Origin of the sequence: Pelagovum sp. HNIBRBA483, assembly GCF_040931995.1 — a bacterium.
GTDB lineage: Bacteria > Pseudomonadota > Alphaproteobacteria > Rhodobacterales > Rhodobacteraceae > JAEPMR01.
Window position 1 is genome coordinate 2145796 of record NZ_CP162412.1, and the last position, 22733, is coordinate 2168528.

Here is a 22733-nt window from a genome sequence, read left to right on the forward strand (position 1 = left end):
GGCAGGGGATTTCAGGCAAAAGCAAAGTTATTTAGAAAATTTCAGATTTTCTGATCTTCGGGCGCCGGCCGTGCCGCTTCAATCCGTTCGGCCAGAGCGCGGGCGGCAGGGATCATCTCCTCGCGCGGTGGGGTAATGATCGACACCTCGCGCCGTTCGCTCATATCGCGGAGCGGAAGGAACGCCAGATCACGCAGATTGGTGCGCGCGACGAGCCTCGGCAGGATCGTGATGCCGATGCCTTCGCGCACCAAAGCCACTAAGGAGGCGGTATTCGGGACATGCATACGCGCCCGCGCCCGCAGCGGCGCAAAAGATGGGTCACGGATCAGGGCGCAGAGGTCATTGGTGATCAGGTCAACATCGGTCAGGTCGTCCCATGTCAGGCTGTCCCAGTTCTGTGCCAACGGGTGATCTGCCCTGCACACCACGCCAAAACGGTCTTGCATGAAGGGGCGCCGCTCCAACCCCGGCATGACCGGAACGGTGGCGAGGCCGATGTCGGCCTGCTCCTGCTCCATCGCTTGTTGGACGCCGATGGAGTTCATATCCCGCAGTTCGATGCGCACGCGGGGATGCTCGGCAAGGAAGGCCCGCAGAACAGGCGGCAGAACCGCCATCGCGACAGACGGCGTCGCGGCCAGACGCACAAGGCCCATTTCTGCCTGACTGAGCGCCTCGATCATGTCGAGCGTGCGGTCGAAATGCTCCAGCTCCCGCTTCGCCGCCGCGTGGACAGAAGTGCCCAGCGCTGTAAGCCGCGCCTTGCGGCCGCTCTCAAACAAAGGCGCGCCGATGTGATCCTCGAATTGCTTCAATGTCATGGAGACAGCGGACGGTGTGCGCCCCAGCACCTCGGCTGCCGCCGCGAGGCTGCCTTGATCGACCACCGCGCGGAAGACGCGCAACATTTCGAGCTTGATTGCCATTTCAGCCACGCTGCAAAAAGAAAAAGCCGACGACAGTTTTGCTGAACTATCGTCGGCTGTAAAGAGCGTGTCAGGCGGTTAGCCGTTCCAGGGGCGATCTTCACCTTTGAACTCGACGCGCGTGGGCAGGCCGATTTCGTCAAGGATTGTGAAGAACGGCTTCGGGTCCAGCTCCTCGACGTTGACCATCGTGCCGGTATCCCAGTCGCCTTGTGCGATCAGCATGGCGGCGGCGACGGGCGGCACACCAGCGGTGTAACTGATGCCTTGGCTGCCAACCTCGTTATAGGCTTCCTTGTGATCGGCGACGTTGTAAACAAAGACTTCAACCTCTTCGCCATCCTTCACGCCTTTGACCAGATCACCGATGCAGGTCTTGCCGGTGTAGTTGGGTGCCAGCGAGGACGGATCAGGCAAGCAAGCCTTGACCACCTTGAGCGGAACGACCTCTTGGCCTTCGGCGGTGGTGACGGGTTGCTCGGACAAGAGGCCGATGTTCTTCAACACGGTGAAGACGTTGATGTAATGTTCGCCAAAACCCATCCAGAAGCGGACATCAGCATGGGGGTAGTTGGTGGCGAGGCTATGCACCTCGTCATGGCCGGATTGATAGGCCCGCTGTGTGCCGACGACAGGCAAGTCCCAATCGCGGCCAGAGGCGAACATGGTGGTTTCTTTCCACTGCTGGTCTTCCCAGTAGTAGACGACGCCGGTGAATTCGCGGAAGTTAATCTCTGGGTCGAAGTTGGTCGCGAAGTATTTGCCGTGCGAGCCTGCATTGATGTCCACGATGTCGATCGATTTGACCTCATCCATGAACTCATCAATCGCGAAGCGGGCGAAGGCGTTCACGACGCCCGGATCGAAGCCCGCGCCGAGGATCGCTGTTACGCCCTTTTCGGCGCACCGGTCGCGGCGCTTCCACTCGTAGTTGCCATACCACGGCGGGGTTTCGCAGATTTTATCCGGCTCCTCGTGGATCGCAGTGTCGATATAGGCCGCACCGGTTTCGAGACAGGCTTCCAGCACAGACATGTTCACGAACGCAGTGCCAACGTTAATGACGATCTGCGCGCCGGTTTCGCGGATCAACGCGGCGGTCGCGGGGACGTCTTTGGCATCCAGTTCATGGGCTTTGAAAACGCCCTCCTGCTTCATGGCGGATTTTTCGTGCACGGAAGCGATGATCGCCTCACATTTCGAAACCGTCCGGCTGGCAATATGCAGGTCGCCTAGAACATCATTGTTCTGCGCACATTTATGCGCCACGACCTGAGCGACGCCACCAGCGCCGATGATAAGCACGTTGCGTTTCATTTCCCCGATACCCTCCGTATTATGAATGGGGTTCGTTCACGACAGCGCGGCCGCGAAATCCTCGTAGCCAAATTCCTTGACCAGTCGTTCTGTCCCGTCGAGCTCGCGAATGGCGATCGACGGCATTTTCACACCGTTGAACCAGTTCTTCTTGACCATAGTGTAACCGGCGGCATCCTGAATGGACAACCTGTCCCCTGCATTGATTGGCGCGGGGAAGCGGAATTCACCAAAAATATCGCCCGCGAGGCAGGATTTGCCGCAGATCATCCACTCTTCCGGCCCTGCGTTCGGGTGCATCTTCGCGCTTTCACGATAGATCAGCAGGTCCAGCATATGCGCCTCAATGCTGCTGTCGACGATGGCGAGGTTCTTGCCGTTATAGAGCGTGTCGAGAACCGTCACCTCGAGCGTGGTCGAGTTGGTGATCGCCGCTTCACCCGGCTCAAGGTAGACCTGCACCTCATTTTCACCTGCGAAACGCTTGAGCCGTTCGGCCAGCTTTTCGAGCGGGTAGTCGGCGCCGGTGAAATGGATGCCCCCGCCGAGCGACACCCAAGAGACGCGGCGGATCAGGTGGCCGAAACGCTCTTCGATCAGCGTCAGCATTTCGTCAAACCGCTCAAAATCGGCGTTCTCACAATTGTTGTGGAACATGAAGCCCGAAACACGGTCCAGAACCGCCTCGATTGCTGCCGGATCATGCTCGCCAAGCCGGGAAAACGGGCGCGACGGGTCGGCCAGATCGAAGCCACTGGTCGAGACACCCGGATTGACGCGCAGACCGCGAATGTGGTCGCGGCTGGCAGTCTCGAAGCGGTCAAGCTGGCCGATTGTATTGAAAATGACCTTATCCGAGTGAGTCAGAACCTCGGCAATCTCGTGATCCGCATAGGCCACGGAATAGGCATGGGTTTCGCCGCCGAATTTCTCCCGCCCGAGGCGGACCTCGTAAAGCGAGGAGGACGTCGTGCCGTCCATATACTCGCGCATCAGGTCGAACACGGACCATGTGGCAAAGCACTTGAGCGCCAGAAGCGCCTTGGCGCCGGAGGCCTCCCGCAGATGGGCGATCTTTTCCATGTTCGGAAGCAAACGCGACTTGTCGATCAGGTAGTAAGGCGTCTGGATCATGTTCCCCCCGCAGAGAAAGGACGTGAAAATGGAACCGCCCCAATAAGGGGTTTGCCGCTGTCAGACAATGGTTTTTTGCGCCGTCCGGCGCCACCCCGCTATGACGGCGGGATGGCGCGAGGAGTTTATTCCGCTGCGTCGAGATACTCTTCGAGCGGCGGACAGGTGCAGATCAGGTTGCGGTCGCCATAGACGTTGTCTACCCGATTGACCGGCGCCCAATATTTATCGACGCGGAACGACCCACGCGGGAAGCAGGCTTCTTCGCGGGTGTAGGGGCGATCCCATTCGCTGACCAAGTCCTCAACCGTGTGCGGCGCATTGCAGAGCGGGTTGTTGTCCTGCGGCCAATCACCGGATTCAACCTTGGCGATCTCGTCACGGATGGCGAGCATCGCATCGCAGAAGCGGTCCAGCTCGGCCTTGGTTTCGCTCTCCGTCGGCTCCACCATCAGCGTACCGGCAACGGGCCAGCTCATCGTCGGCGCATGGAACCCGTTGTCGATCAAGCGCTTGGCGATGTCATCGACAGTCACATGCGCACTGTCGGCAAAGGGGCGTGTATCGAGAATGCACTCATGCGCGACGCGGCCCTTGGAGCCTTTGAACAGCACGTCATAGGCGCCCTCAAGCCGCTTGGCGATGTAGTTGGCATTCAGGATTGCCACTTTCGTCGCCTGAGTGAGCCCCTTACCCCCCATCAGGAGCACATAGGCCCACGAGATCAGGAGGATCGAGGCCGAGCCCCAAGGCGCAGCACTCACCGGCCCCTCGCTGCCGCCGGTTTCAGGGTGACCAGGCAGATAGGGCGCAAGGTGGGATTTCACCCCAATCGGCCCCATGCCGGGGCCACCACCGCCATGCGGGATAGCAAAGGTCTTGTGCAGGTTGAGATGGCTGACATCGCCGCCCACATCACCCGGGCGGGCGAGGCCGACCATAGCATTGAGGTTGGCACCATCGATATAGACCTGCCCACCAAATTCATGGGTGATCTCGCAAACCTCGCGGACGGTTTCCTCGAACACGCCGTGGGTGGAGGGATAGGTGATCATGCAAGCGGCAAGCTTATCGCCTGCGGCCTCGGCCTTGGCGCGGAAGTCTGCCACATCGATATCGCCGTTCTCCGCCGATTTGACGACCACAACATCCATGCCGCACATCTGTGCCGAGGCAGGGTTGGTGCCGTGAGCGGAAACGGGGATCAGGCAGATACGGCGCTGATCGTCACCGTTGGCGCGATGATAGGCCATGATCGTCAACAGACCGGCGTATTCCCCCTGCGCGCCAGAGTTCGGCTGCATCGACATCGCGTCATAGCCGGTGGCGACGCAGAGCTTCTCGGAGAGGTCCGCGATCATGTCTTGGTAGCCAGCCGCCTGATCCACTGGCGCGAACGGATGCATGAAGGCAAACTCGGGCCAAGTAATCGGCATCATCTCAACAGCGGCGTTGAGCTTCATCGTGCAGGAGCCGAGCGGGATCATCGCGCGGTCGAGCGCAAGGTCGCGGTCCGAGAGGCGGCGCATGTAGCGCATCATCTCGGTTTCGGCGCGGTTCATGTGGAAGATCGGATGGGTCAGGTAATCCGATCTCCGATGCAGTGCATCCGGCACGCGATAACGGTGGGTCAGGTCGTCATCCTTGCGGTCGATACCGAAGGCGCGCCAGACGCTCTCGATCGTGCGGCGGCGGGTGCGCTCATCGAGGCTGATGCCAACTTTTGTTGTGCCGACCTTGCGCAGATTGACGCCATTTTCGACAGCGAGTTGCATTACCGCGCCCTGAAGTGGGCCAACCTCGACGGTGATCGTATCGAAGAATACCTCCGGCTCGACCTTGAAGCCTGCCTTTTCCAGCCCCTCAACGAGACGCACGGTCTTGCGGTGGATACGCTGCGCGATGGCTTTCAGGCCCTTTGGCCCGTGGAACACCGCATACATCGACGCCATCACCGCCAAGAGCGCCTGCGCGGTGCAGACGTTCGACGTGGCTTTCTCGCGGCGGATATGCTGCTCGCGGGTCTGGAGGGACAGGCGATAGGCCTTGTGGCCGTGGCTATCGACCGAAACGCCAACAATCCGGCCCGGCATGGAGCGCTTGTAGGCGTCCTTGCAGGCGAAATAGGCAGCGTGCGGGCCACCATAGCCAAGCGGCACGCCGAAGCGTTGCGTGGAGCCGACGGCAATATCGGCGCCCATTTCGGCCGGCTCTTTGAGGAGCGTCAGTGCAAGCGGGTCCGCGATCACGATGCCGATGGCCTTTGCCTCGTGCAGCCGCGCGATATGGTCGGTGAAGTCACGCACATGGCCATGGGTGCCCGGATACTGGAACACAGCGCCAAATACGGCGCTGGCATCCATGTCGTCTGGGTTGCCGACGATGATCTCGATGCCGAGCGGCTCCGCACGGGTGCGGATCACTTCGATGTTTTGCGGGTGGCAATCCTGATCGACGAAGAACGCCTTGGCTTTCGACTTCGCGACGCGCTGCGCCATTGTCATCGCTTCGGCTGCGGCGGTGGCTTCGTCCAGCAGCGAGGCGTTGGCGATCTCCAGCCCTGTCAGATCGGTGATCATTGTCTGGTAGTTCAGCAGTGCCTCAAGGCGGCCTTGGCTGATCTCCGGCTGGTACGGCGTGTAGGCGGTGTACCAAGCGGGGTTTTCAAGGATGTTGCGCTGGATCGCTGGCGGCGTGACGGTGCCGTAGTAGCCCTGCCCGATCAGCGAGGTCAGCACGGTGTTCTTCTTGGCCGTTTGGGTCAGGAAATGCAGCAATTCCCCTTCCGACTTTGGCTTGCCGAAATCGAGCGGCTCTGCCTGACGGATCGCGGCGGGCACCGTTTCGTCGATCAGGGCATCGAGACTGTCAACGCCGATGACCGACAGCATCTCGGTCATTTCCTCAGGCGACGGGCCGATATGGCGGCGGTTGGCAAAATCGTAGGGAAGGTAGTCCGTTGGCGCGAATGGCATGGGGGCCTCACTGGTGTCGGGGGAAAAGATGGCGCGCGGCCGCGCCATCCGATGTTTTGCGGTCAAGAACGGCAGATCCGCGGATCAGCCGATGAAATCCTTGTAGCCGGCTTCGTCCATCATATCGTCGAGCGGCGACAGGTCTCCGACCTTCATCTTGAAGAACCAGCCATTGCCGAGCGGGTCTTCGTTCACGAGGGCAGGATTGTCGTCGAGCGCCGTGTTCACTTCCACGATCTCGCCGTCAATCGGGGCGAGGATATCGGATGCGGCCTTGACGCTTTCGATCACCACGACTTCGTCATCCTTGGAGACGGTCGTGCCTTCGTCGGGAAGCTCGACAAAGACAATATCGCCCAATTGCTCGCTGGCGTGTTCGGTGATGCCGACAACGACGAGATCATCCTCGACGCGGAGCCATTCGTGTTCTTCGGTGTATTTCATCGGAGGGTCTCCTGTTGGACTTAACGTTTATATGTTGACGGGCGGAATGGCATTTCCGCGACCGTGACGGGAAGGCGTTTCCCCCGCACTTCACCCCACAGCTCTGTTCCTAGCGCGGCAAAAGCCGTCTGCACATAGGCCATCGACATCGGGCGGGCGATTGTGGGGCCGAATGCGCCGGAAGTAATCTCTCCAACTTCCGCGCCACCTTCGGCGGCGTCATAGAGGTTGGTACCGGCCCGCATTGGGGCGCGGCCTTCGGGCAAGAGGCCTACGCGCTGGCGTGCAGCACCATTAGAAAGTTCGGCAAGGATGCGGGCTGCACCGGGGAAGCCGCCTTCGCGCGCGCCGCCCGCGCGGCGGGCTTTTTGCATGGCCCAATTCAGGGAAGCTTCGACGGGGCTGGTGGTTTGGTCAAGATCGGAGCCGTAGAGGCACAGGCCCGCCTCCAGCCGCAGGCTATCCCGCGCGCCAAGGCCGATTGGGGCCACGTCGTCCCGCGCCAAGAGCGCTTTGCAGAAGGCCTCGGCCTGATCTTGCTGCACCGAAATTTCGTAACCGTCCTCACCGGTATAGCCGGAACGGGAGATCCAGAGCGCACCGAAGCTGCTATCAACCACCGCCACATCCATAAAACGCATCTCCGCCGCGGCGGGAACGAGGGAGGCAAGCGCGGCCTCTGCCGACGGGCCTTGCAAGGCAACCAGCGCGCGGTCTGTGATCTCCTCGACCACGCATTGCGCACCGATATGCGCCTGCAGATGGGCAATGTCCTGCTCTTTGCAGGCGGCATTGACAACGAGGAACAGGTGATCGCCGCGATTGGCAACCATCAGGTCATCGAGGATGCCACCATCGTCATTGGTGAACAGCGCATAGCGCTGGCGGCCTTCTTTAAGGCCGAGGATGTCCACGGGAACGAGGCTTTCCAGCGCGAGCGCCACATCCGAAACGGTGCCGCCCTCAAGCGGGCGCAGGATCACCTGCCCCATATGGCTCACATCAAAGAGGCCGGCCTTCTCACGGGTGAAATTATGCTCCTGCATGACCCCCATCGGGTATTGCACGGGCATTTCGTAACCGGCGAATGGCACCATCTTCGCGCCAAGTTCACCATGCATATCGAACAGGGACGTTCGCTTCAGATCAGTCATGCCACCTCCTGTGACGGGCCAAGCGCATGACGGAATCGCTCGGCATCATTCTCGGACGGAATCGTCCGAACGTTGATGCCCCCTCTGTCCTTTCGCCTGAGATCGTTATCCCTTCGGCGGACGCAAATGCGCCTCTCTCCAGAGTCTTACGCACATCACGGTCCTTGTGCCTGAGAGTTTGCCGGGGCGCTTGCTCCTTCGGCACTGGTAAACCAGTTCTCCCGTGATGTGCTGCCTGTCTACGGTATTCGGGAGTGATGTCGCAAGATGTTTTTGCATGCGACGGGATACATCGAAACCGATGCACCATCAGCGTGATTGCTTTGTCGGGACGAAAGATATAATCTAAAATATGAATATAATGATGGGAGGAAGCAATGCGCCTGACGAGACGACAATTCCTATGGAGCAGCTCTGCAACGGCTGCGGGATCGCTTTTGGGCCTGCGCGCGCATGCCCAAGCGATGATTGGCGAAATGCAGATCGACACGCTCAGCGATGGCAATCTCGTTTTGCCGAAGAGTTTCGCGCTCGGCAGCCATAGCGAAGCAGAGGTGCAACCGATTCTCGACGGCTACGGTCTTAGCGCCGAACAACTCACGCCAGACTGCAACGTCACGCTGTTGCAGGTGGGCGACCGGAAAGTGATGTTCGACGTTGGCGCGGGGGCGAATTTCATGCCGTCAGCAGGCAAGTTGCTCGATGCGCTCGACGCGCTGGGCGTTTACCCTGAGGAGATCACCGATGTGATCTTCACCCATGCGCATCCCGACCATTTGTGGGGCGTTTTGGATGACTTCGACGATCTCCTGTTCCCCGAGGCAGAATATCGTATCGGGCAGGTCGAGCGCGACTACTGGCTCGACCCAACGACGCCAGACACAATCAGCCCCGAACGGCTTGCCTTTGTTGGCGGTGCGATCCGCTATCTTGGCGCGGTGGAGGACCGGCTCACCACATTCGAAGATGGGGAGGAAATCCTCCCCGGCGTGACGGCGAAAGCGACTTACGGACACACGCCCGGGCATATGTCTTTCCAGATTGCGCAAGGGGGCGAGAGCCTCCTCATCGTGGGCGATGCGATTGGCAATCATCATCTGGCCTTCGAACGGCCAGACTGGACCTCTGCCTCCGACCATGACGGCGAGGTAGGTGCTGCAACGCGCGTGGCGCTGATGAACGAACTGGCGGATAGCGGGCAAGGGATCATCGGCTATCATCTGCCCTTCCCCGGAATTGGACGCGCTGAACGCACGGGCGACACCTTCCGCTTCGTCCCCGCCTAAGAGAAAACCCGGCGATCACATCGCCGGGTTTCCCAATCCGTCAAATATCTTGGTAGCCTACTGCGCCGCGAGTGGCTGGCGGGCCAATTCGCACTGCGCCCACAACTCACCCAGCGCAGCGACAAGCTTGCCGATATCCGCCTCCGTGTGAACGGGTGATGGCGTGATCCGCAGACGCTCGGTCCCTTTGGGAACGGTCGGGTAGTTGATCGGTTGGATGTAGATGCCGTAATCGCGCATCAGCACATCCGAGATATATTTGCACTTCACCGGATCACCGACCATGACCGGAATGATGTGGCTGGGATTTTCGATATGGGGGATGCCCATGTCATCGAGCGCGGCGCGCACTTCGTTGACGCGCTGTTTCTGGAGATCGCGCTCGCTCGCGGATGCCTTCAGATGGCGGATCGACGCACATGCGCCAGCGGCCACGGCGGGAGGAAGCGCCGTGGTAAAAATAAAGCCGCTGGCGAATGAACGCACGAAATCCACAAGTTCGGCAGAGGCCGCGATATAGCCGCCGACCACGCCAAAGGCTTTGCCAAGCGTACCCTCGATGACGGTGAGGCGATCCATCAACCCCTCGCGCTCAGCGATCCCTGCCCCGCGCGGGCCATACATGCCCACGGCATGCACCTCATCGAGATAGGTCATCGCGTTGTATTTATCCGCCAGATCGCAGATCTCTTTGATCGGTGCGATGTCGCCATCCATCGAATAGACGCTCTCGAACGCGATCATCTTTGGCTGTTCAAGAGGCAGCGCCGCAAGGTGGCGCTCAAGATCGGCGAGATCATTGTGCTTCCATATGATGCGCTGCGCTTTTGAATGGCGGATGCCTTCGATCATTGAGGCATGATTGAGCGAGTCCGAGAGGATCACCATGCCGGGTATCTTGGCGCCCAGCGTGCTCAGCGCAGCCCAGTTCGACACATAACCGGAAGTGAACAGAAGCGCGGCTTCCTTCCCGTGCAGGTCGGCCAATTCGCGCTCGAGCAAAACATGATGATGGGTCGTGCCGGAGATGTTGCGCGTACCGCCAGCACCAGCGCCGACGCGATCAATGGCATCATGCATTGCCGCCAGCACATCGGGGTGCTGCCCCATGCCGAGGTAATCGTTCGAGCACCAGATGGTCACATCGCCGCCGGCATCGTGATTTTGCGCCTTAGGGAACGCCCCGCGATGACGCTCCAGATCCGCAAAGACGCGGTAGTTCCCCTCGTCTCTCAACTCATCCAGACGCGCACGGAAAAAGGCTTGATAATCCATCGTTCCCCCTAGAACTCTACCGCTTCGCGGGCAATTGCGTCGAGCAGGGCTTCGACCTCTTTCATCGGTCCTTCCGGCATTACCCGATAGCCGACCTCGACATTGCCCTCACGCTCGAATGCGAACACGCCATAAGGGCAATGGGCGATGTTATAAGGATCGGCTTCCATCATCTTGCGCGACAGGCTTGCCGAGCAGAACATGAAAATATCCGCCTGATCAAAGATCACCACATCGCTGCCCACGACCTCTGCTGTGCGATTCAGCATTTCACCGACATGGCTGACCCAATCAACCACCAAACCGCGATCGACTATGGCGGTTTCGATATTGAAAGTGGCATCCTCAAAAGAGCCGCCATAGGGATAAGTGACCGCATGACTGTCGGCCTGAGCGATGGAAACGCCCAATCCGACCGTGCAAGCTGCCGCTGTCAGAATTCTGAACATTCATGTCTCCCGTTGGTCTGTCCGCCGGCCTCTTTTCGGGCATTTCGGCCGGTCCTACTTTGATCTGGATCAGATCACGGGCAGGACCGGCCCGGAGGAGTCGGTTATAGATCGCCTCCAACACTGGTGAGGTAGGCGATCACGGCGTCGATATCATCCTGTGAGCCAAGCCCACGGAAGGTCATTTTGGTCCCAGACATCGCACCGCGCGGATCGGCAAGGAATGCCGAAAGGTTTTCGTGGTTCCATACTTCGCCCGCCGCTTGGGCATCCGCGAAAACGCCCGAGTAGCGGAAACCGTCGACGCCACCGATAGTGCGGCCCATGAGCCCGTTCAGTTGCGGGCCGGAGCGGTTTGTAGCGCCCTCACCCACTTGGTGACATGCCGAGCACTTGCGGAAGACACCTTCGCCCTTTTCCACGAGGGCGGGATCAACCGCTGCAACCGCGACTTCAGCGTCAGCTGCCGCTTCTGTTGTCTCGGTCGCGCCTTCCGTGGCAGGCAGTTCCTCAGCGGCGCTGGCTTCTTCAACGGCGGGGACGGCGGCCTCTTCGGTGCCGTCTTCTTCCGGCGTCACGTCCAGCACGGTTGCGCGCATGGTGATTTCGACTGTCTCTTTGCAGTTTTCCATGCAAATTTCCGGTCGCACGAAAACAGGGAATTCTGTTTCAAGCCGGTCGTCGAGATAGAAATTTTCCTCGTTCGGTAAGCGCATTTCGGTGAAGTTCTCGTTGTTCAGCACGAAGTCGTCTTCGACGAGGTTGTTCAGATACAGGAGGTATGCGGTGATCGCGTAGATCTCATCTGGCTCAAGCGACTGGGCATAGCCAAAGGGCATCGCCCTGTTGACGTAGTCATAAACGGTCGAAAGGTAGGGCCAATAGGAGCCGATGGTTTTCACCGGATCGGCGTCCTCAAGGGTATTCCACCCGCCTGCGAGCACCGGCCAGCGGCCAACTGCCTCGCCGAAATCACCGTGACAGACGGCGCATTTCTCGACGAATACTTCTTCACCAGTCCAGACATCTCCTTCACCAGCCGGAAGGCCCTGCCCGTCGGGGCGGACATCGATATCCCATGCGGCGATTTCAGCAGGATGCGCCTCGCGCCCCAGACCATACCCCCCCGGAATGCTCGGTACCGAGGCCTCGGCAAACGCAGCAACCTGCACGACAGGCGCTTCTGCCACAGGTGTTGGCTCTGCCGCCGGCGCGGCATCCTGTGCCTGAGCCGGCTGCACAGCGACGGCATCACGCAGCGGCGCGGGAAGATCGACGACAAATTGATCGGCCAGAACATAGGCCAGTGTCAGAACCGAGGCTGCGCCTGCTGCGGCGGGTGCGAAAATTTTAAGAAATTTCGACATTTTCGGCGATCCCTTGTTCGTTGACGTACCAGGTTTGGATACCGTTGTTGTGGTAGATCGAGTTTTCACCCCGAATGGCGCGCAGCTCGTTCTTCGTGGGCTGCACATAGCCCGTTGAGTCATGTGCGCGGCTCTGCAAAAGCAGCGGTGAACCGTCCCATTCAAATTCGTAATAGAAGCGGTGCATGGACTTGTTCATGCTCGGGCCGGACATACGGGCCTGATGCCAGTTCTTGCCACCGTCCAGAGTCACATCCACGCGGGGGATTGTCCCGCGACCGGACCATGCGACGCCAGTGAGAACTGTCCAGCCCTTGCGGTGGGTCAGCGGCGCTTGCGGGCTGGGGTTGGTGATGACGGATTTTGCGTCCATCTCCCAAGTGAAGCGACGGGCTTGACCGTTTTCGAAAAGATCGGTGTATTTCGACGTTTCTTCGCGCGCGTGCCACGGCTGATCGCCCACTTCGATGCGACGGAGCCATTTGATCCACATATTGCCTTCCCAGCCGGGAACGACGAGGCGCACGGGGTAGCCTTGCTCCGGGCGCAGCGCTTCGCCGTTCATCTTGAACGCGACAAGGCAGTCATCGAGCGCTTTTTCCATCGGGATGGAGCGGTTCATGCCAGATGCATCCGCACCCTCGACCATGATCCATTTACCATTGGCTTTGACGCCAGCTTCCTCAAGCAACAGGCGCAGCGGAACGCCGGTATACATGACGTTATGGATCATGCCGTGCGTGAACTGGCATCCGTTCAGCTGGGCACCTGCCCACTCCATGCCGCTATTGGCCGCGCATTCGAGGAAATAGACGTGGTTCTCACGCGGGTACCGCATGAGGTCTTGCATGGTGAATACCAGTGGCTTGTCGACCAGACCGTTGATCATGATCCGGTGATCGGCAGGCTCGACCTCGGCGATACCGCCGTGGTGCCGCTCAAAGCACAGACCGTTGGGCGTGATAATGCCGTCCAGTTCGTGCAACGGTGTGAAGTTGACCGAGGAGATCGGATCGGCAGTCAACCATTCGACGCTGCGGCGCACCACATGTGCTTCGTGCTTGCTCGGAGAGCCATAAGGAAACGCATCAACCCCTTCGCCAAGGTATTGGCTCCAAGGCTGCTTTTCGGTGATGACTGCTTCCTGCGCCTTCACCACGCCGGCGTTGGCAGCGGCGCCACCTGCGGCGAGTGCCCCGGAGAGAAAGGCGCGGCGCGAAGGTTTGGTTCCTTTGAATTTAATATCCATTTTCGTTCCCTTCAAACCGTCAGTTCCCAGTCACCTGAACAGAGGTGTTGGTGCCGACAGAAACGGTGCCCAATTTACGAATGTGGCTTTCCACGACATCCCAGATATCGGGGCCTTCGGTGCCCTCGTTGACACTGGCCCAACCGGCGACGACATAGGATTTCGCGTCATCCAGCGCCTCGCCTGTTGCGAGGAGCGTGACATCCGAAATGCGCTCGCCAATGGGTTTGCTGACATCGACGCGGTAGCCTAGACCGCCCAAGCGCACCATGTCCCCGCCCTGCTGGTAATAGGGATCCGGGTTGAAGATATTGTCGGCAACATCTTCCATGATGACCTTGATGAATTCGCCGGTCATTTCGGTGCGATACGCCTTGGGGTAGGTCATCGATGTAACGTTCCAGATATCCTCGCGGGTGATATCCTGCCCCGGCATGATCGACGGTCCCCAGCGGACGCCGGGCGACATGGCAATCTGCGCATCCCGCTCGGAGAGCAGCGCGTCGCAGATCAGATCGTCCCACGAGCCGTTGAAATTGCCGCGACGGTAAAGGAGCGTCTCATCGTCGGTCTTGCCGATCACTTCGTTCAACGCGGCCTCATAGGGCGCGCGCTGCTCATCAATCAGAGCGGAGACGGAGGCATCCGGCGCAATCACATCTGCAAAGATCGGGATCAGCTTGTGACGGAAGCCCATCAGGCGGCCATCGCGCACGTCGAGATCAACGCGGCTGACGAATTTGCCGTTGGAGCCGGAGGCGACGATCAGCGTATCGCCAGACAAAACAGGCTCTGGAATGGCATCATGGGTGTGGCCCGAAAGGATGACATCAATGCCGGTCACTTTCGTGGCCATCTTCTTGTCCACGTCGAAGCCGTTATGCGACAGTACGACGACAAGGTCCGCGCCTTGCGCGCGCACTTCATCGACCATCTCCTGCATGCGTTGATCGCGAATACCGAAGGAGAAGTCAGGGAACATCCAACCTGGGTTGGCGATGGGCATATAGGGGAAAGCCTGCCCGATCACGGCGATCTTTGCGCCGCCACGTTCGAACCATGTATAGGGTTCAAACTCGGGCGCGGGCTCATCCCACATGGCATCAAAGATATTCTGGCCGAGTGCTTTGAACGGCAGATCACCGACGATATCGCGGACGCGATCCTGACCGAGCGTAAATTCCCAGTGGAAGGTCATCGCGTCGGGCTTCAGCGCGTTCATCACGTTGACCATATCCTGCCCTTCGGTCTGGTAGCAGGTGTAGGAGCCGTGCCATGTGTCGCCACCATCGAGCAAAATCGCATCGGGGCGGTCAGCGCGGATTGCGTTGATCACGGTCGCCACACGGTCAAGCCCGCCCATCTTGCCATAGGCGCGGCCCAGCGACGTGAAATCGTCATAGGTCAGCGCATAATGGCTGGGGCTGTTATCAGCGATGCCATAGGCGCGGCGGAAATCAGCGCCGGTAATATGCGGCACTGCGCCCTTGTTCCCACCGACGCCCAGATTGATCTCCGGTTCACGGAACCAGATCGGCTTCATCTGCGCGTGAATATCCGTCACATGGATCAAGGAGACATTGCCGAACGTATCAAACTGCAAAAGCTGGTCTTGTGTCAGAGCCTGCTGCGCCGCAAGCCGGGACCAATTTCCGAAACCGGACGCCCCGACAAGAGCCGATGCTGCCATACTCACTTGCAGAAAGTCTCGCCTCGAAATCATCGTCTGACCCTTCGCATTCTGTTTTTTGAATATTTTAAGGTAAAGAAAAGCTCACACCGGAGATCCCAGTGTGAGCCTCTAGCTTTAGTTTCTGACGGACGGACCTTCGACGGAAAGACCATTGCCACGCGATGCGACATATAGCTCAAGCGCCACGAATTCGGGGCTACCGGGGCTATAAGTCTCGGCCATCGTATCCCGCACGCAGCCTTTGAAGCGGCCCTGAACACCGTTCAGCTTTGCGTTTTTCAGGCGGTAGGTCGGGAAACCGTTGATCTGACCTTGGCTGAGGTGGTCCGCACGGATCAGGTTGCCGTAGTTCTGCTCGTGGCAGTTAGCACAGCTCAGATCCAGCTGTCCGGTCCGCTCATAGTACAGGTCGCGCCCTTGCTCCCAAATCTCCTGCACGGGGCCGTCGATCGCTACATTAACGATCGTGCCGCGGCCCACTGCGGAGATATAGGCTTCCATGCTGAGCATGGCGCCAGCGTCGGTCTTCAGTGCATCAGCGCCCATCTGCTCGGTGCGGCAGGCATTGATCTGCATTTGCAGGGTGCGCAGTTCACCAGCATCGTCGTTCCACTTCGGATAGACGGCGCGGACTTCGCGCATGCTGTCCTCAGCGTCACCATGACAATCTGCGCAGGATTTGCCTTCGGTGCCTTCAGGCGTGTTCCATGCGACCATCGCTTCCTCGACGAAGATCATGCCGGGGTTGTCGAAGTCGTCCATCTGCATGGTTTGTGTCTCGTCCGACCGGAAGACCCAGCCAGAATATATCGTCCGCAAGGCACCATCGAGATGGGCCGGAGCGGGCGCTTCGGTGACGATCTCAAGTTCGCCATTGATGACGAGGCTGGCATCTTCATCGGCGGCGGCGAACTGGGCGAAACCGCCCAGCGCTGCTGCATAAATCGCACCTTTCAGAAGTGCTTTTGTCATTTGTCTTCCTCCCGTTGCCGCCGCGATCAAGCGAGCGCGATGTCCTTGGATTCGGTGTAGACCGAGCCGTCATCATCGTACCAAGTGAACTCGAAGGTTCCGGCCTCAGGGACCAAGGCCTCGAACTCAAAGAACGGGTTGGTGGAGATTGCCGGCTCGAGAGCCACTTCAATCACGGACTGTCCGTTGAACGCGCATGTAAAGCGGTTGATGATCGACCGCGGGATCGGGTTGCCATCGCTGTCTTTGCGCTGGCCCGACTCCATCGGGTGCGAAATCATTGACTTGATGGTAATCGTCTCACCAGCAGCAGCGCTGCGGGGGACACGGACGCGGGGGGTAACGTTATCTGCCATTTTCCATATCCTCCTTTAATCAGCCGCCGCAGCCGCCGATGGTCACTTTGACTTCTTGCGAAGCCCTCACATAGCTGCCGTCCGCCATGCGGGCGACGGCCACAACATTTTGCGTACCCGCCAGACGAATGCGAGTGGACGCCAATTGCGTTGCGGCCAGCGGGCCGAACGAGAACGTCGCCACATCGGGTGTCGGGTTGCCCATTGCGAAGAGTGCAATCGCAACTGCGCCCGGCGCTACGGCAGACACCGGCACCGAGTTCCCGTTTTCGGCGATTTCAGGAGCGGTCAGCGTGATGCCGCCCTCGCCTGCCTCGGCGCCGCCAGTGAACGCGGAAATCGCGTCTTCTGCGGCAGCGGATGCACGAAATGGCAGGATGGCGGCAGCGGCCGTTCCCATCGCCATCAGCAGGGTATCCCTACGAGTAAAAGTCATGACTTCTCCTTCTCAATCCTTGGCCCAGCTCACTGCAACGTCATGAGGTAGGCGATAACATCTTCGATTTGCTGTGCGGTCAGGAGCGGCGAGGCCGGCCCTTCCAATGCTTTGCCGGTGAAGCCGTCGCCAAGCCGGTTGAACCCGTCGACCTTGTAAAAAGCCGGCATCATCGTATCGGGGAACACGTTCTTCGCGTTGACGAGGATGCCGCGCAGGTCTGCCTCGGTCCAACGTTCGCCAACATAGTCAAGCGAGGGGCCAACCTCACCGTGGAAGGGGAACACTTCCAGAAGCTCTGTCACCTGATGACAGGCGACGCAGTTGCCTGAACCCTTGTTCATTACCGCGCGCCCTGCTTCGGGATCGCCAGCGACACCGGTGAGCGACTCGACGACCTCGCCGTAATCACCAAAAACGACGTCGCCCGGCGCGACCTCGGCAACAGCTGCTGTCGCCGTGATGGCCAGCCCTGCTACAAATTGGATAGTGCGTTTCATTTGCCCTCCCTGGAGATCCCATCTTATTCATATTTGTGCATACAATAGAACACAGCCTGAGATTTTCGCAACATTAAATTCAAATAATTGAATATTCTGCGCTGCGGCGAAGGCTCAAGCTGCGCTGCGGCGCGGGCTACTGCCGACGCTCGTTGAACTTACGCGCATGATATTTCTGGAAATTTTCTCCGCTCTCGTAGCCGTGCTCCAGAACCCAGTTCAGCATGTTACCGAACATCTCGACGCCCAATGCCCCGGGAACATAGGCGACCCTCGCCTCATGGGCGGGTACACCTTCGGACACCTCTTCAGGGAAGAAGAGAATCGTTGGCGTGTACATCGCGCCCCACTTCAGCACGGCTTCTTTCTCCGTCAGGATTTCACCGTCGAAATCCGTGACCTCGAAATCACCGAACATGTTGATCTGAACGACGTAGAAGTTCTCGCTCAGGATCGGGTCAATGGCGGGGTCGGGATAGACCTCTTCATGCATCTTGGTGCAATAGATGCAGCCGCGCTGCTCGATCATCACCATCAACCTACGGCCTTCGGCATTGGCCTCGGCGAGATCCTCCCGCAAGTCTTTGAAGGTGTCGCGCATCCACGGCGCCTTGTGTAGGCCATCATCGCCCAACACTGCAGCCGATAGGGAAGTGGCCACAGCAATGAGGCCCGCAGCGATTGGTAATAAACGATTCATAGTCACTCCTTTCAGCCCAAACCCGAGAACGACGGGAAGGCATCGATCATCCATTGTGCGATAAGATTGACGCTGTTGGTCGCGATCAGCGCCGCGAACAGCAACAGCATGAGGCCCATGATCCGCTCGGCATAGGCCAGCGCCCCACGATGACGGGCCACCCACGCAAGAAACGGGCGCGCAAACAAGGCGGCAATTACAAAGGGGGCCGTCATCGCCACCCCATAAACAGCCAGAAGCGCCGCGCCCTCCCATAGGTTGCCCATGCCGCCCGCAATCATCAGGATCGAGGCCAAGGCAGGGCCAACGCATGGGGTCCACCCGAAACCGAAGGCGAGCCCCATCACATAGGAACCGGCAATCCCGCGCGGCTCCCCAGTGGTTTCAAGCCGCGCCTCGCGATACAGGAGCGGAATGCGCATCACGCCCAAAAAGTGCAGCCCGAAGAGCGCTAAAACCGCAGCAGCGAGGTAGGAGAGCGGCTGCTTCCATTGCAGGAAAAGCTGTCCTAGCGCCGTTGCGCCCATGCCCAGCAGCACAAAAATCGTGGTGACGCCCAAGGCGAAGGCAATGGACGAAAGCACCAGTCGCCGCTGAGCACCAGCCGCGATTCCGCCTTCGTCGCGCAGTTCCGACATGCTCAATCCGGCCATGTAGCACAGGTAGAACGGAACCATCGGCAGAACGCATGGGGTGAAGAAAGACAAAAGCCCCGCCACGGCCGCCCCGATGTAACTGATTTCCAACATGCGCCATCCCTGCCTTATTCAAATCTTGTCTTATTCATATATTCAAATTATGATAAGTGTTCAGCTATCCGTCAATCGGGATTCAAATCATGCGTGCGTTTCTTCTTAGCCTGCCGCTGGTCTGGCTTCCGCTCCTCGCCAGTGCGGAAACCGTCAATCTGTTGATGGCGGAGGAAGATGGCTGCATGTGGTGCGCGCGCTGGGAAAGCGACGTCGGCATCGAATACCCGAAAACCGCTGAAGGCGCTTCTGCCCCGTTGATCAAACATGACATCCACGCTGATCTGCCGGAGGGCGTCACCCTGACCCGCCCTCTCCAGTTCACGCCAACCTTCGTGCTGCTTGTTGATGGTGCAGAGGTCGGACGGATCGAAGGCTATCCGGGTGAAGATTTTTTTTGGGGATTGCTCTCGAAGATGATTTCGGACGCGGGTATAGAGCCTGTGCAGAAACCGGAAGCCTCTAGCTGACCGGCCAAGCCAAGGAACACACATCGAAAAATTGTGTTTCTTGCGAGTATATGGTAGGCAAAGCTATACTTAGCATAATAGCGCGCAGGGACGCGGACTATGGGTATTCCAATTATTGACGACCAAATTGACGAAGCCGGTCTGGACGAATTGGTAAGCAACGCGACGGATGCGGCGAATTTCCTGAAAGCGATCAGCCATGAGGGACGGCTGATGATTTTGTGCCATCTGGCATCGGGAGAAAAATCGGTCACCGAACTCGAAGACCTGCTCTCGGCGCGGCAGGCGGCTGTTTCGCAACAGCTCGCGCGGCTGCGGCTCGAAGGGCTTGTGACGCCGCGACGTGACGGCAAGACGATCTACTACCGCTTGACGGACGACAGACCGCGCCAGATTATTGATTTGGTCTACGACCTATTCTGCACACGATAAGGAGGAAACCGCCGTGGTAACGGCGGTTTCGATGGGAGGACGCCGTGTGGATTGATGTTATCGGCGAGGGAAACCTCGCTGCGATTATTGGCGGGATCGGTGGTATCCTGCTCGGGCTTGCTGCCCGATTGGGCCGCTTTTGCACACTCGGCGCCATCGAGGATTTCTTTTACGGTGAATCTGACATTCGCCTGCGGATGTGGGGCGTCGCACTAGGGGTAGCGATCATTGGCACTTTCGCCTTGAGCGCGACTGGGCTGCTGTCCCTGCCCGAAACAATCTACCTTGATTTCCGGTGGATGCCGCTTGCGAGCATCGCGGGCGGGCTTGTATTCGGGTACGGCATGGCACTCGCGGGCAATTGCGGCTACGGCGCGTTGGCGCGTTTGGGTGGCGGTGACCTGCGCAATTTCATGATCGTCCTCGTGATGGGCATTGCAGCCTATGCAACGATCTCCGGTCCATTTGCCTATGTCCGCGTTTGGCTATTTCCGGCCGAGCGCGCAGCTGAGCATATTCCGGGAATTGCCCACAGCATTGCCAATTGGACAGGCTTCGCGCCTTCTACAATCGGGATTATCATTGGCGCGCTTATCCTCGGGTTCACCCTTGCTCCCGCGCGGGTCAGGCAGGAACGAAAAACTATTTTCTGGGGGGCCATCGCGGGGCTATCGGTGATCATTGCATGGGCCGGAACACAGTGGATCGCCCGGAATGGCTTTGAGGAGCTTCAGGTTGTTTCCCACACATTTGCAGCACCGCTCGGCGAGTCCATTCTTTGGACAATGACCGCGTCAGGCACCACGCTCAGTTTTGCGCTCGGCTCGGTCGCGGGGGTTTGGATCGGCGCGTTCATCGGTTCGCTGATCAAAGGGCATTTCCGCTGGGAAGCTTGTGAAGATCCGCGCGAATTGCGGCGGCAAATCTTTGGCGCGGCGTTGATGGGTGTTGGTGCGGTTGTGGCGATGGGATGCAGTATCGGGCAAGGGCTGTCGGCCTTCTCGGTGCTGGCGTGGTCCGCGCCGATCACCGTCATGGCGATCTTCGCAGGGGCGGCCTTGGGACTGAGGCAGTTGATTACCGGATTTTCGATCGCAGAGTGACGCTAAAGCGTTGCGACCGTGACAGTCTCGCAGCGCCCGTAGCCGTTAAACCGCGTGGTAACGCCTGTCAGATAGGCTCCCATCGACCGGAACAGGAGCCAGTCATCCTCCCGTGTATCAGAGGGGAGCTCCAACGCTTCTGGCAATTTGTCGATGCTGTCACAGGTCGGGCCAAAGGCGACACGGGCGACACTTTCGCCGGTGCGCGGTGTACCGTCCCTGCTGATCACCTCGAACGTAGGCATATGCATCGATAGGAATTCCGACAGCCCGCCATAGATGCCGTCATTCAGGTAAACCCGTCCCGCGCGCAGTGATTTGATGCGGACGGCATAGGCATAGCTGTCAGCAACAAGCGCCCTACCCGGCTCACACAAGAGCGCGGGGCGGTCAGCAAAAGCCGCATCAACTGCCTCTTTGATCGCCGCGAAGAAGCGGCCATACTCCGGTGCTGCGCCCTGCCGCGCAGACGGGAAACCGCCCCCAACATTGAGCCGCGAAATGCGAACATCGGCACGCTGCGCGATATCCGCAGCAGCTGCGATGTAGCGGGCATATGCCCCCGGCCGTTGGCATTGTGTGCCAACATGAAAGGTCAGCGCCGGTCGCCAACCTGCCTCGGAGACGCATCGCAACAACGCCACCGCCTGATCCGGCGTGGCGCCGAATTTATCGCCAAAATTGTAATGCCCGCCTTCGACGTCGAGGCAGAAGCGCACGCTGACTTCATTGTAAAGCTCAAGCCCCGCCGCAGCCATTTTCCGCAACTCGCCCGCATCGTCAACCGACCATGACCGCACCCCCGCGCGACGGGCTGCCGCGATCTCGGCGCTGCTGCGCACGGGATTGTTGTAGTGCATTGGTACGGCGGACCCGCAGAGCCGCTGTACGCTCTCTATCTCCGTCGGGGAGGCAACATCGAAACCGGCAAGCCCCCTGCCCCAAAGCCGCGCCACGACCCGATCAGACGGGTTCGCCTTGACCGCATAGGTCACATCCCCCGCGAAGCCGTTCACGAAATCATCCAACCGCCGGTCCAGCGCTGCGGGCGCGAAAAAATGCACCGGCATATCCGGTTGGAAACGCTGCAAATAAGATGCTGGGCAATCTGCTTTTTCCAAGCGCTGCAACATGGGAACCTCCGCCTCGATCTTTATTATTGCTCTTAGTTTACGGTGGGAAATGTCAGACTGACTCAGCACTTTGCGCAAAAATGCTTATCATTAATCAATAATGCCGATAATATCGGCATTATGACGGAACTGGATGACATCGACCGCCGCTTGATCGCAGAACTTTCCGCCAATGCGCGATTGCCGACTTCGGCGCTGGCGGCGCGTGTCGGAATTGCCCGCACCACCGCCCAAGCACGGATCGAGCGGTTGGAGCGGGCGGGCGTGATTGCGGGTTACACGCTGCGACTGAGCGAGGACACGCTGCGCAATGCTATCCGCGCGACGGTGCTCGTCCATATCACCCCCGCCGCGCAAACCAATGTGCTGAACCAACTGCGCCGCCTGCCTGCGGTGGAGCGCGTACACACAACATCGGGGCGCTTTGATCTGGCTTGCCAGTTGCGCACCGAGTCCACCGGCGCGCTGGACGATACGCTCGACCGGATCGGTGCGATTGACGGGGTGATGGCGCTGGAAAGCCTGATCCACCTCTCGACCAAGATCGACCGTAGCGCCTAAGGGCGGCAGAGAGGGCTTTTCCTCCGCCGCCCCCCGCGTTAGATGGTCC

23 protein-coding genes and 1 riboswitch are annotated in these 22733 nt (G+C 59.3%); of the genes, 5 read left to right on the forward strand and 18 right to left on the reverse strand.

The window, feature by feature from the left end:
• Nucleotides 1-41: 41 nt before the first annotated feature.
• From AB1E42_RS10560 to gcvT, 6 genes are all read right to left on the reverse strand, one after another.
• Nucleotides 42-929 (reverse strand): LysR family transcriptional regulator, encoded by an 888-nt coding sequence (locus AB1E42_RS10560; RefSeq protein WP_368344206.1) that lies wholly within the window; start codon nucleotides 927-929, stop codon nucleotides 42-44.
• Nucleotides 930-1007: 78 nt separating this feature from the next.
• On the reverse strand, nucleotides 1008-2246 hold the full coding sequence (locus tag AB1E42_RS10565) for a saccharopine dehydrogenase family protein (RefSeq protein WP_368344207.1): 1239 nt from the start codon (nucleotides 2244-2246) through the stop codon (nucleotides 1008-1010).
• Between the two features lie 36 nt (nucleotides 2247-2282).
• Nucleotides 2283-3377 (reverse strand): carboxynorspermidine decarboxylase, encoded by a 1095-nt coding sequence (locus AB1E42_RS10570; RefSeq protein WP_368346412.1) that lies wholly within the window; start codon nucleotides 3375-3377, stop codon nucleotides 2283-2285.
• A 128-nt stretch (nucleotides 3378-3505) separates the two neighbouring features.
• The gene (gene gcvP, locus AB1E42_RS10575; protein ID WP_368344208.1) at nucleotides 3506-6355 is read right to left on the reverse strand and encodes an aminomethyl-transferring glycine dehydrogenase; all 2850 of its coding nucleotides are present in this window, start codon (nucleotides 6353-6355) and stop codon (nucleotides 3506-3508) included.
• 84 nt (nucleotides 6356-6439) lie between these two features.
• Nucleotides 6440-6799: a glycine cleavage system protein GcvH gene (gene gcvH / locus AB1E42_RS10580; protein ID WP_368344209.1), complete on the reverse strand. Its 360-nt coding sequence runs from the start codon at nucleotides 6797-6799 to the stop codon at nucleotides 6440-6442.
• Between the two features lie 20 nt (nucleotides 6800-6819).
• The gene (gcvT, locus tag AB1E42_RS10585; protein ID WP_368344210.1) at nucleotides 6820-7953 is read right to left on the reverse strand and encodes a glycine cleavage system aminomethyltransferase GcvT; all 1134 of its coding nucleotides are present in this window, start codon (nucleotides 7951-7953) and stop codon (nucleotides 6820-6822) included.
• A gap of 148 nt (nucleotides 7954-8101) precedes the next feature.
• Nucleotides 8102-8187, reverse strand: a riboswitch (glycine riboswitch).
• Nucleotides 8188-8330: 143 nt separating this feature from the next.
• On the opposite strand from gcvT, the gene AB1E42_RS10590 reads away from it, so the two are divergent.
• Entirely contained in the window at nucleotides 8331-9239 is a 909-nt protein-coding gene (locus AB1E42_RS10590) for an MBL fold metallo-hydrolase (RefSeq protein WP_368344211.1), read from the forward strand.
• A 57-nt stretch (nucleotides 9240-9296) separates the two neighbouring features.
• Here the strand turns inward: AB1E42_RS10590 and hemA are convergent, their stop codons facing one another.
• The 11 genes from hemA to AB1E42_RS10645 form a co-directional block, all read right to left on the reverse strand.
• Complete coding sequence (gene hemA / locus AB1E42_RS10595) at nucleotides 9297-10514, reverse strand: 5-aminolevulinate synthase (protein ID WP_368344212.1); 1218 nt, start codon at nucleotides 10512-10514, stop codon at nucleotides 9297-9299.
• Between the two features lie 8 nt (nucleotides 10515-10522).
• Nucleotides 10523-10963: a DUF302 domain-containing protein gene (locus AB1E42_RS10600; protein WP_368344213.1), complete on the reverse strand. Its 441-nt coding sequence runs from the start codon at nucleotides 10961-10963 to the stop codon at nucleotides 10523-10525.
• 104 nt (nucleotides 10964-11067) lie between these two features.
• Nucleotides 11068-12330: a c-type cytochrome gene (locus tag AB1E42_RS10605; protein WP_368344214.1), complete on the reverse strand. Its 1263-nt coding sequence runs from the start codon at nucleotides 12328-12330 to the stop codon at nucleotides 11068-11070.
• On the reverse strand, nucleotides 12314-13579 hold the full coding sequence (gene soxC, locus AB1E42_RS10610) for a sulfite dehydrogenase (RefSeq protein ID WP_368344215.1): 1266 nt from the start codon (nucleotides 13577-13579) through the stop codon (nucleotides 12314-12316). The genes AB1E42_RS10605 and soxC overlap by 17 nt, the downstream gene beginning before the upstream one ends.
• Before the next feature lie 19 nt (nucleotides 13580-13598).
• A complete protein-coding gene (gene soxB / locus AB1E42_RS10615; protein WP_368344216.1) occupies nucleotides 13599-15302 on the reverse strand; it encodes a thiosulfohydrolase SoxB in 1704 nt (567 codons plus the stop codon).
• A gap of 84 nt (nucleotides 15303-15386) precedes the next feature.
• A complete protein-coding gene (gene soxA / locus AB1E42_RS10620; protein WP_368344217.1) occupies nucleotides 15387-16244 on the reverse strand; it encodes a sulfur oxidation c-type cytochrome SoxA in 858 nt (285 codons plus the stop codon).
• Nucleotides 16245-16270: 26 nt separating this feature from the next.
• The gene (gene soxZ, locus AB1E42_RS10625; RefSeq protein WP_368344218.1) at nucleotides 16271-16600 is read right to left on the reverse strand and encodes a thiosulfate oxidation carrier complex protein SoxZ; all 330 of its coding nucleotides are present in this window, start codon (nucleotides 16598-16600) and stop codon (nucleotides 16271-16273) included.
• Nucleotides 16601-16619: 19 nt separating this feature from the next.
• Nucleotides 16620-17036 (reverse strand): thiosulfate oxidation carrier protein SoxY, encoded by a 417-nt coding sequence (soxY, locus tag AB1E42_RS10630; protein WP_368344219.1) that lies wholly within the window; start codon nucleotides 17034-17036, stop codon nucleotides 16620-16622.
• A 29-nt stretch (nucleotides 17037-17065) separates the two neighbouring features.
• Nucleotides 17066-17536 (reverse strand): sulfur oxidation c-type cytochrome SoxX, encoded by a 471-nt coding sequence (gene soxX / locus AB1E42_RS10635; RefSeq protein ID WP_368344220.1) that lies wholly within the window; start codon nucleotides 17534-17536, stop codon nucleotides 17066-17068.
• A gap of 136 nt (nucleotides 17537-17672) precedes the next feature.
• Nucleotides 17673-18236 (reverse strand): thioredoxin family protein, encoded by a 564-nt coding sequence (locus AB1E42_RS10640; RefSeq protein ID WP_368344221.1) that lies wholly within the window; start codon nucleotides 18234-18236, stop codon nucleotides 17673-17675.
• A gap of 11 nt (nucleotides 18237-18247) precedes the next feature.
• Nucleotides 18248-18985 (reverse strand): cytochrome c biogenesis CcdA family protein, encoded by a 738-nt coding sequence (locus AB1E42_RS10645; protein ID WP_368344222.1) that lies wholly within the window; start codon nucleotides 18983-18985, stop codon nucleotides 18248-18250.
• Between the two features lie 89 nt (nucleotides 18986-19074).
• Between AB1E42_RS10645 and AB1E42_RS10650 the strand changes: the two genes are divergently transcribed.
• The 3 genes from AB1E42_RS10650 to AB1E42_RS10660 all read left to right on the forward strand — a co-directional run bounded on the left by AB1E42_RS10650 (nucleotide 19075) and on the right by AB1E42_RS10660 (nucleotide 20990).
• Entirely contained in the window at nucleotides 19075-19455 is a 381-nt protein-coding gene (locus AB1E42_RS10650) for a hypothetical protein (protein WP_368344223.1), read from the forward strand.
• 99 nt (nucleotides 19456-19554) lie between these two features.
• On the forward strand, nucleotides 19555-19887 hold the full coding sequence (locus AB1E42_RS10655; protein WP_368344224.1) for an ArsR/SmtB family transcription factor: 333 nt from the start codon (nucleotides 19555-19557) through the stop codon (nucleotides 19885-19887).
• A 44-nt stretch (nucleotides 19888-19931) separates the two neighbouring features.
• On the forward strand, nucleotides 19932-20990 hold the full coding sequence (locus AB1E42_RS10660) for a YeeE/YedE family protein (protein WP_368344225.1): 1059 nt from the start codon (nucleotides 19932-19934) through the stop codon (nucleotides 20988-20990).
• A gap of 2 nt (nucleotides 20991-20992) precedes the next feature.
• Here the strand turns inward: AB1E42_RS10660 and AB1E42_RS10665 are convergent, their stop codons facing one another.
• Nucleotides 20993-22123, reverse strand: a complete 1131-nt coding sequence (locus AB1E42_RS10665) for a type III PLP-dependent enzyme (protein ID WP_368344226.1) — start codon at nucleotides 22121-22123, stop codon at nucleotides 20993-20995.
• A 120-nt stretch (nucleotides 22124-22243) separates the two neighbouring features.
• Here AB1E42_RS10665 and AB1E42_RS10670 point away from each other — a divergent pair, with 120 nt between their 5' ends.
• A complete protein-coding gene (locus tag AB1E42_RS10670) occupies nucleotides 22244-22684 on the forward strand; it encodes an Lrp/AsnC family transcriptional regulator (RefSeq protein WP_368344227.1) in 441 nt (146 codons plus the stop codon).
• Nucleotides 22685-22733 lie beyond the last annotated feature (49 nt).

Coding starts and splice junctions, on each gene's coding strand:
- AB1E42_RS10560 (WP_368344206.1), bottom strand. CDS start 929: ATGGCAATCAAGCTCGAAATGTTGCGCGTCTTCCGCGCGGTGGTCGAT.
- AB1E42_RS10565 (WP_368344207.1), bottom strand. CDS start 2,246: ATGAAACGCAACGTGCTTATCATCGGCGCTGGTGGCGTCGCTCAGGTC.
- gcvP (WP_368344208.1), bottom strand. CDS start 6,355: ATGCCATTCGCGCCAACGGACTACCTTCCCTACGATTTTGCCAACCGC.
- gcvH (WP_368344209.1), bottom strand. CDS start 6,799: ATGAAATACACCGAAGAACACGAATGGCTCCGCGTCGAGGATGATCTC.
- gcvT (WP_368344210.1), bottom strand. CDS start 7,953: ATGACTGATCTGAAGCGAACGTCCCTGTTCGATATGCATGGTGAACTT.
- AB1E42_RS10590 (WP_368344211.1), top strand. CDS start 8,331: ATGCGCCTGACGAGACGACAATTCCTATGGAGCAGCTCTGCAACGGCT.
- hemA (WP_368344212.1), bottom strand. CDS start 10,514: ATGGATTATCAAGCCTTTTTCCGTGCGCGTCTGGATGAGTTGAGAGAC.
- AB1E42_RS10600 (WP_368344213.1), bottom strand. CDS start 10,963: ATGTTCAGAATTCTGACAGCGGCAGCTTGCACGGTCGGATTGGGCGTT.
- AB1E42_RS10605 (WP_368344214.1), bottom strand. CDS start 12,330: ATGTCGAAATTTCTTAAAATTTTCGCACCCGCCGCAGCAGGCGCAGCC.
- soxC (WP_368344215.1), bottom strand. CDS start 13,579: ATGGATATTAAATTCAAAGGAACCAAACCTTCGCGCCGCGCCTTTCTC.
- soxB (WP_368344216.1), bottom strand. CDS start 15,302: ATGATTTCGAGGCGAGACTTTCTGCAAGTGAGTATGGCAGCATCGGCT.
- soxA (WP_368344217.1), bottom strand. CDS start 16,244: ATGACAAAAGCACTTCTGAAAGGTGCGATTTATGCAGCAGCGCTGGGC.
- soxZ (WP_368344218.1), bottom strand. CDS start 16,600: ATGGCAGATAACGTTACCCCCCGCGTCCGTGTCCCCCGCAGCGCTGCT.
- soxY (WP_368344219.1), bottom strand. CDS start 17,036: ATGACTTTTACTCGTAGGGATACCCTGCTGATGGCGATGGGAACGGCC.
- soxX (WP_368344220.1), bottom strand. CDS start 17,536: ATGAAACGCACTATCCAATTTGTAGCAGGGCTGGCCATCACGGCGACA.
- AB1E42_RS10640 (WP_368344221.1), bottom strand. CDS start 18,236: ATGAATCGTTTATTACCAATCGCTGCGGGCCTCATTGCTGTGGCCACT.
- AB1E42_RS10645 (WP_368344222.1), bottom strand. CDS start 18,985: ATGTTGGAAATCAGTTACATCGGGGCGGCCGTGGCGGGGCTTTTGTCT.
- AB1E42_RS10650 (WP_368344223.1), top strand. CDS start 19,075: ATGCGTGCGTTTCTTCTTAGCCTGCCGCTGGTCTGGCTTCCGCTCCTC.
- AB1E42_RS10655 (WP_368344224.1), top strand. CDS start 19,555: ATGGGTATTCCAATTATTGACGACCAAATTGACGAAGCCGGTCTGGAC.
- AB1E42_RS10665 (WP_368344226.1), bottom strand. CDS start 22,123: ATGTTGCAGCGCTTGGAAAAAGCAGATTGCCCAGCATCTTATTTGCAG.
- AB1E42_RS10670 (WP_368344227.1), top strand. CDS start 22,244: ATGACGGAACTGGATGACATCGACCGCCGCTTGATCGCAGAACTTTCC.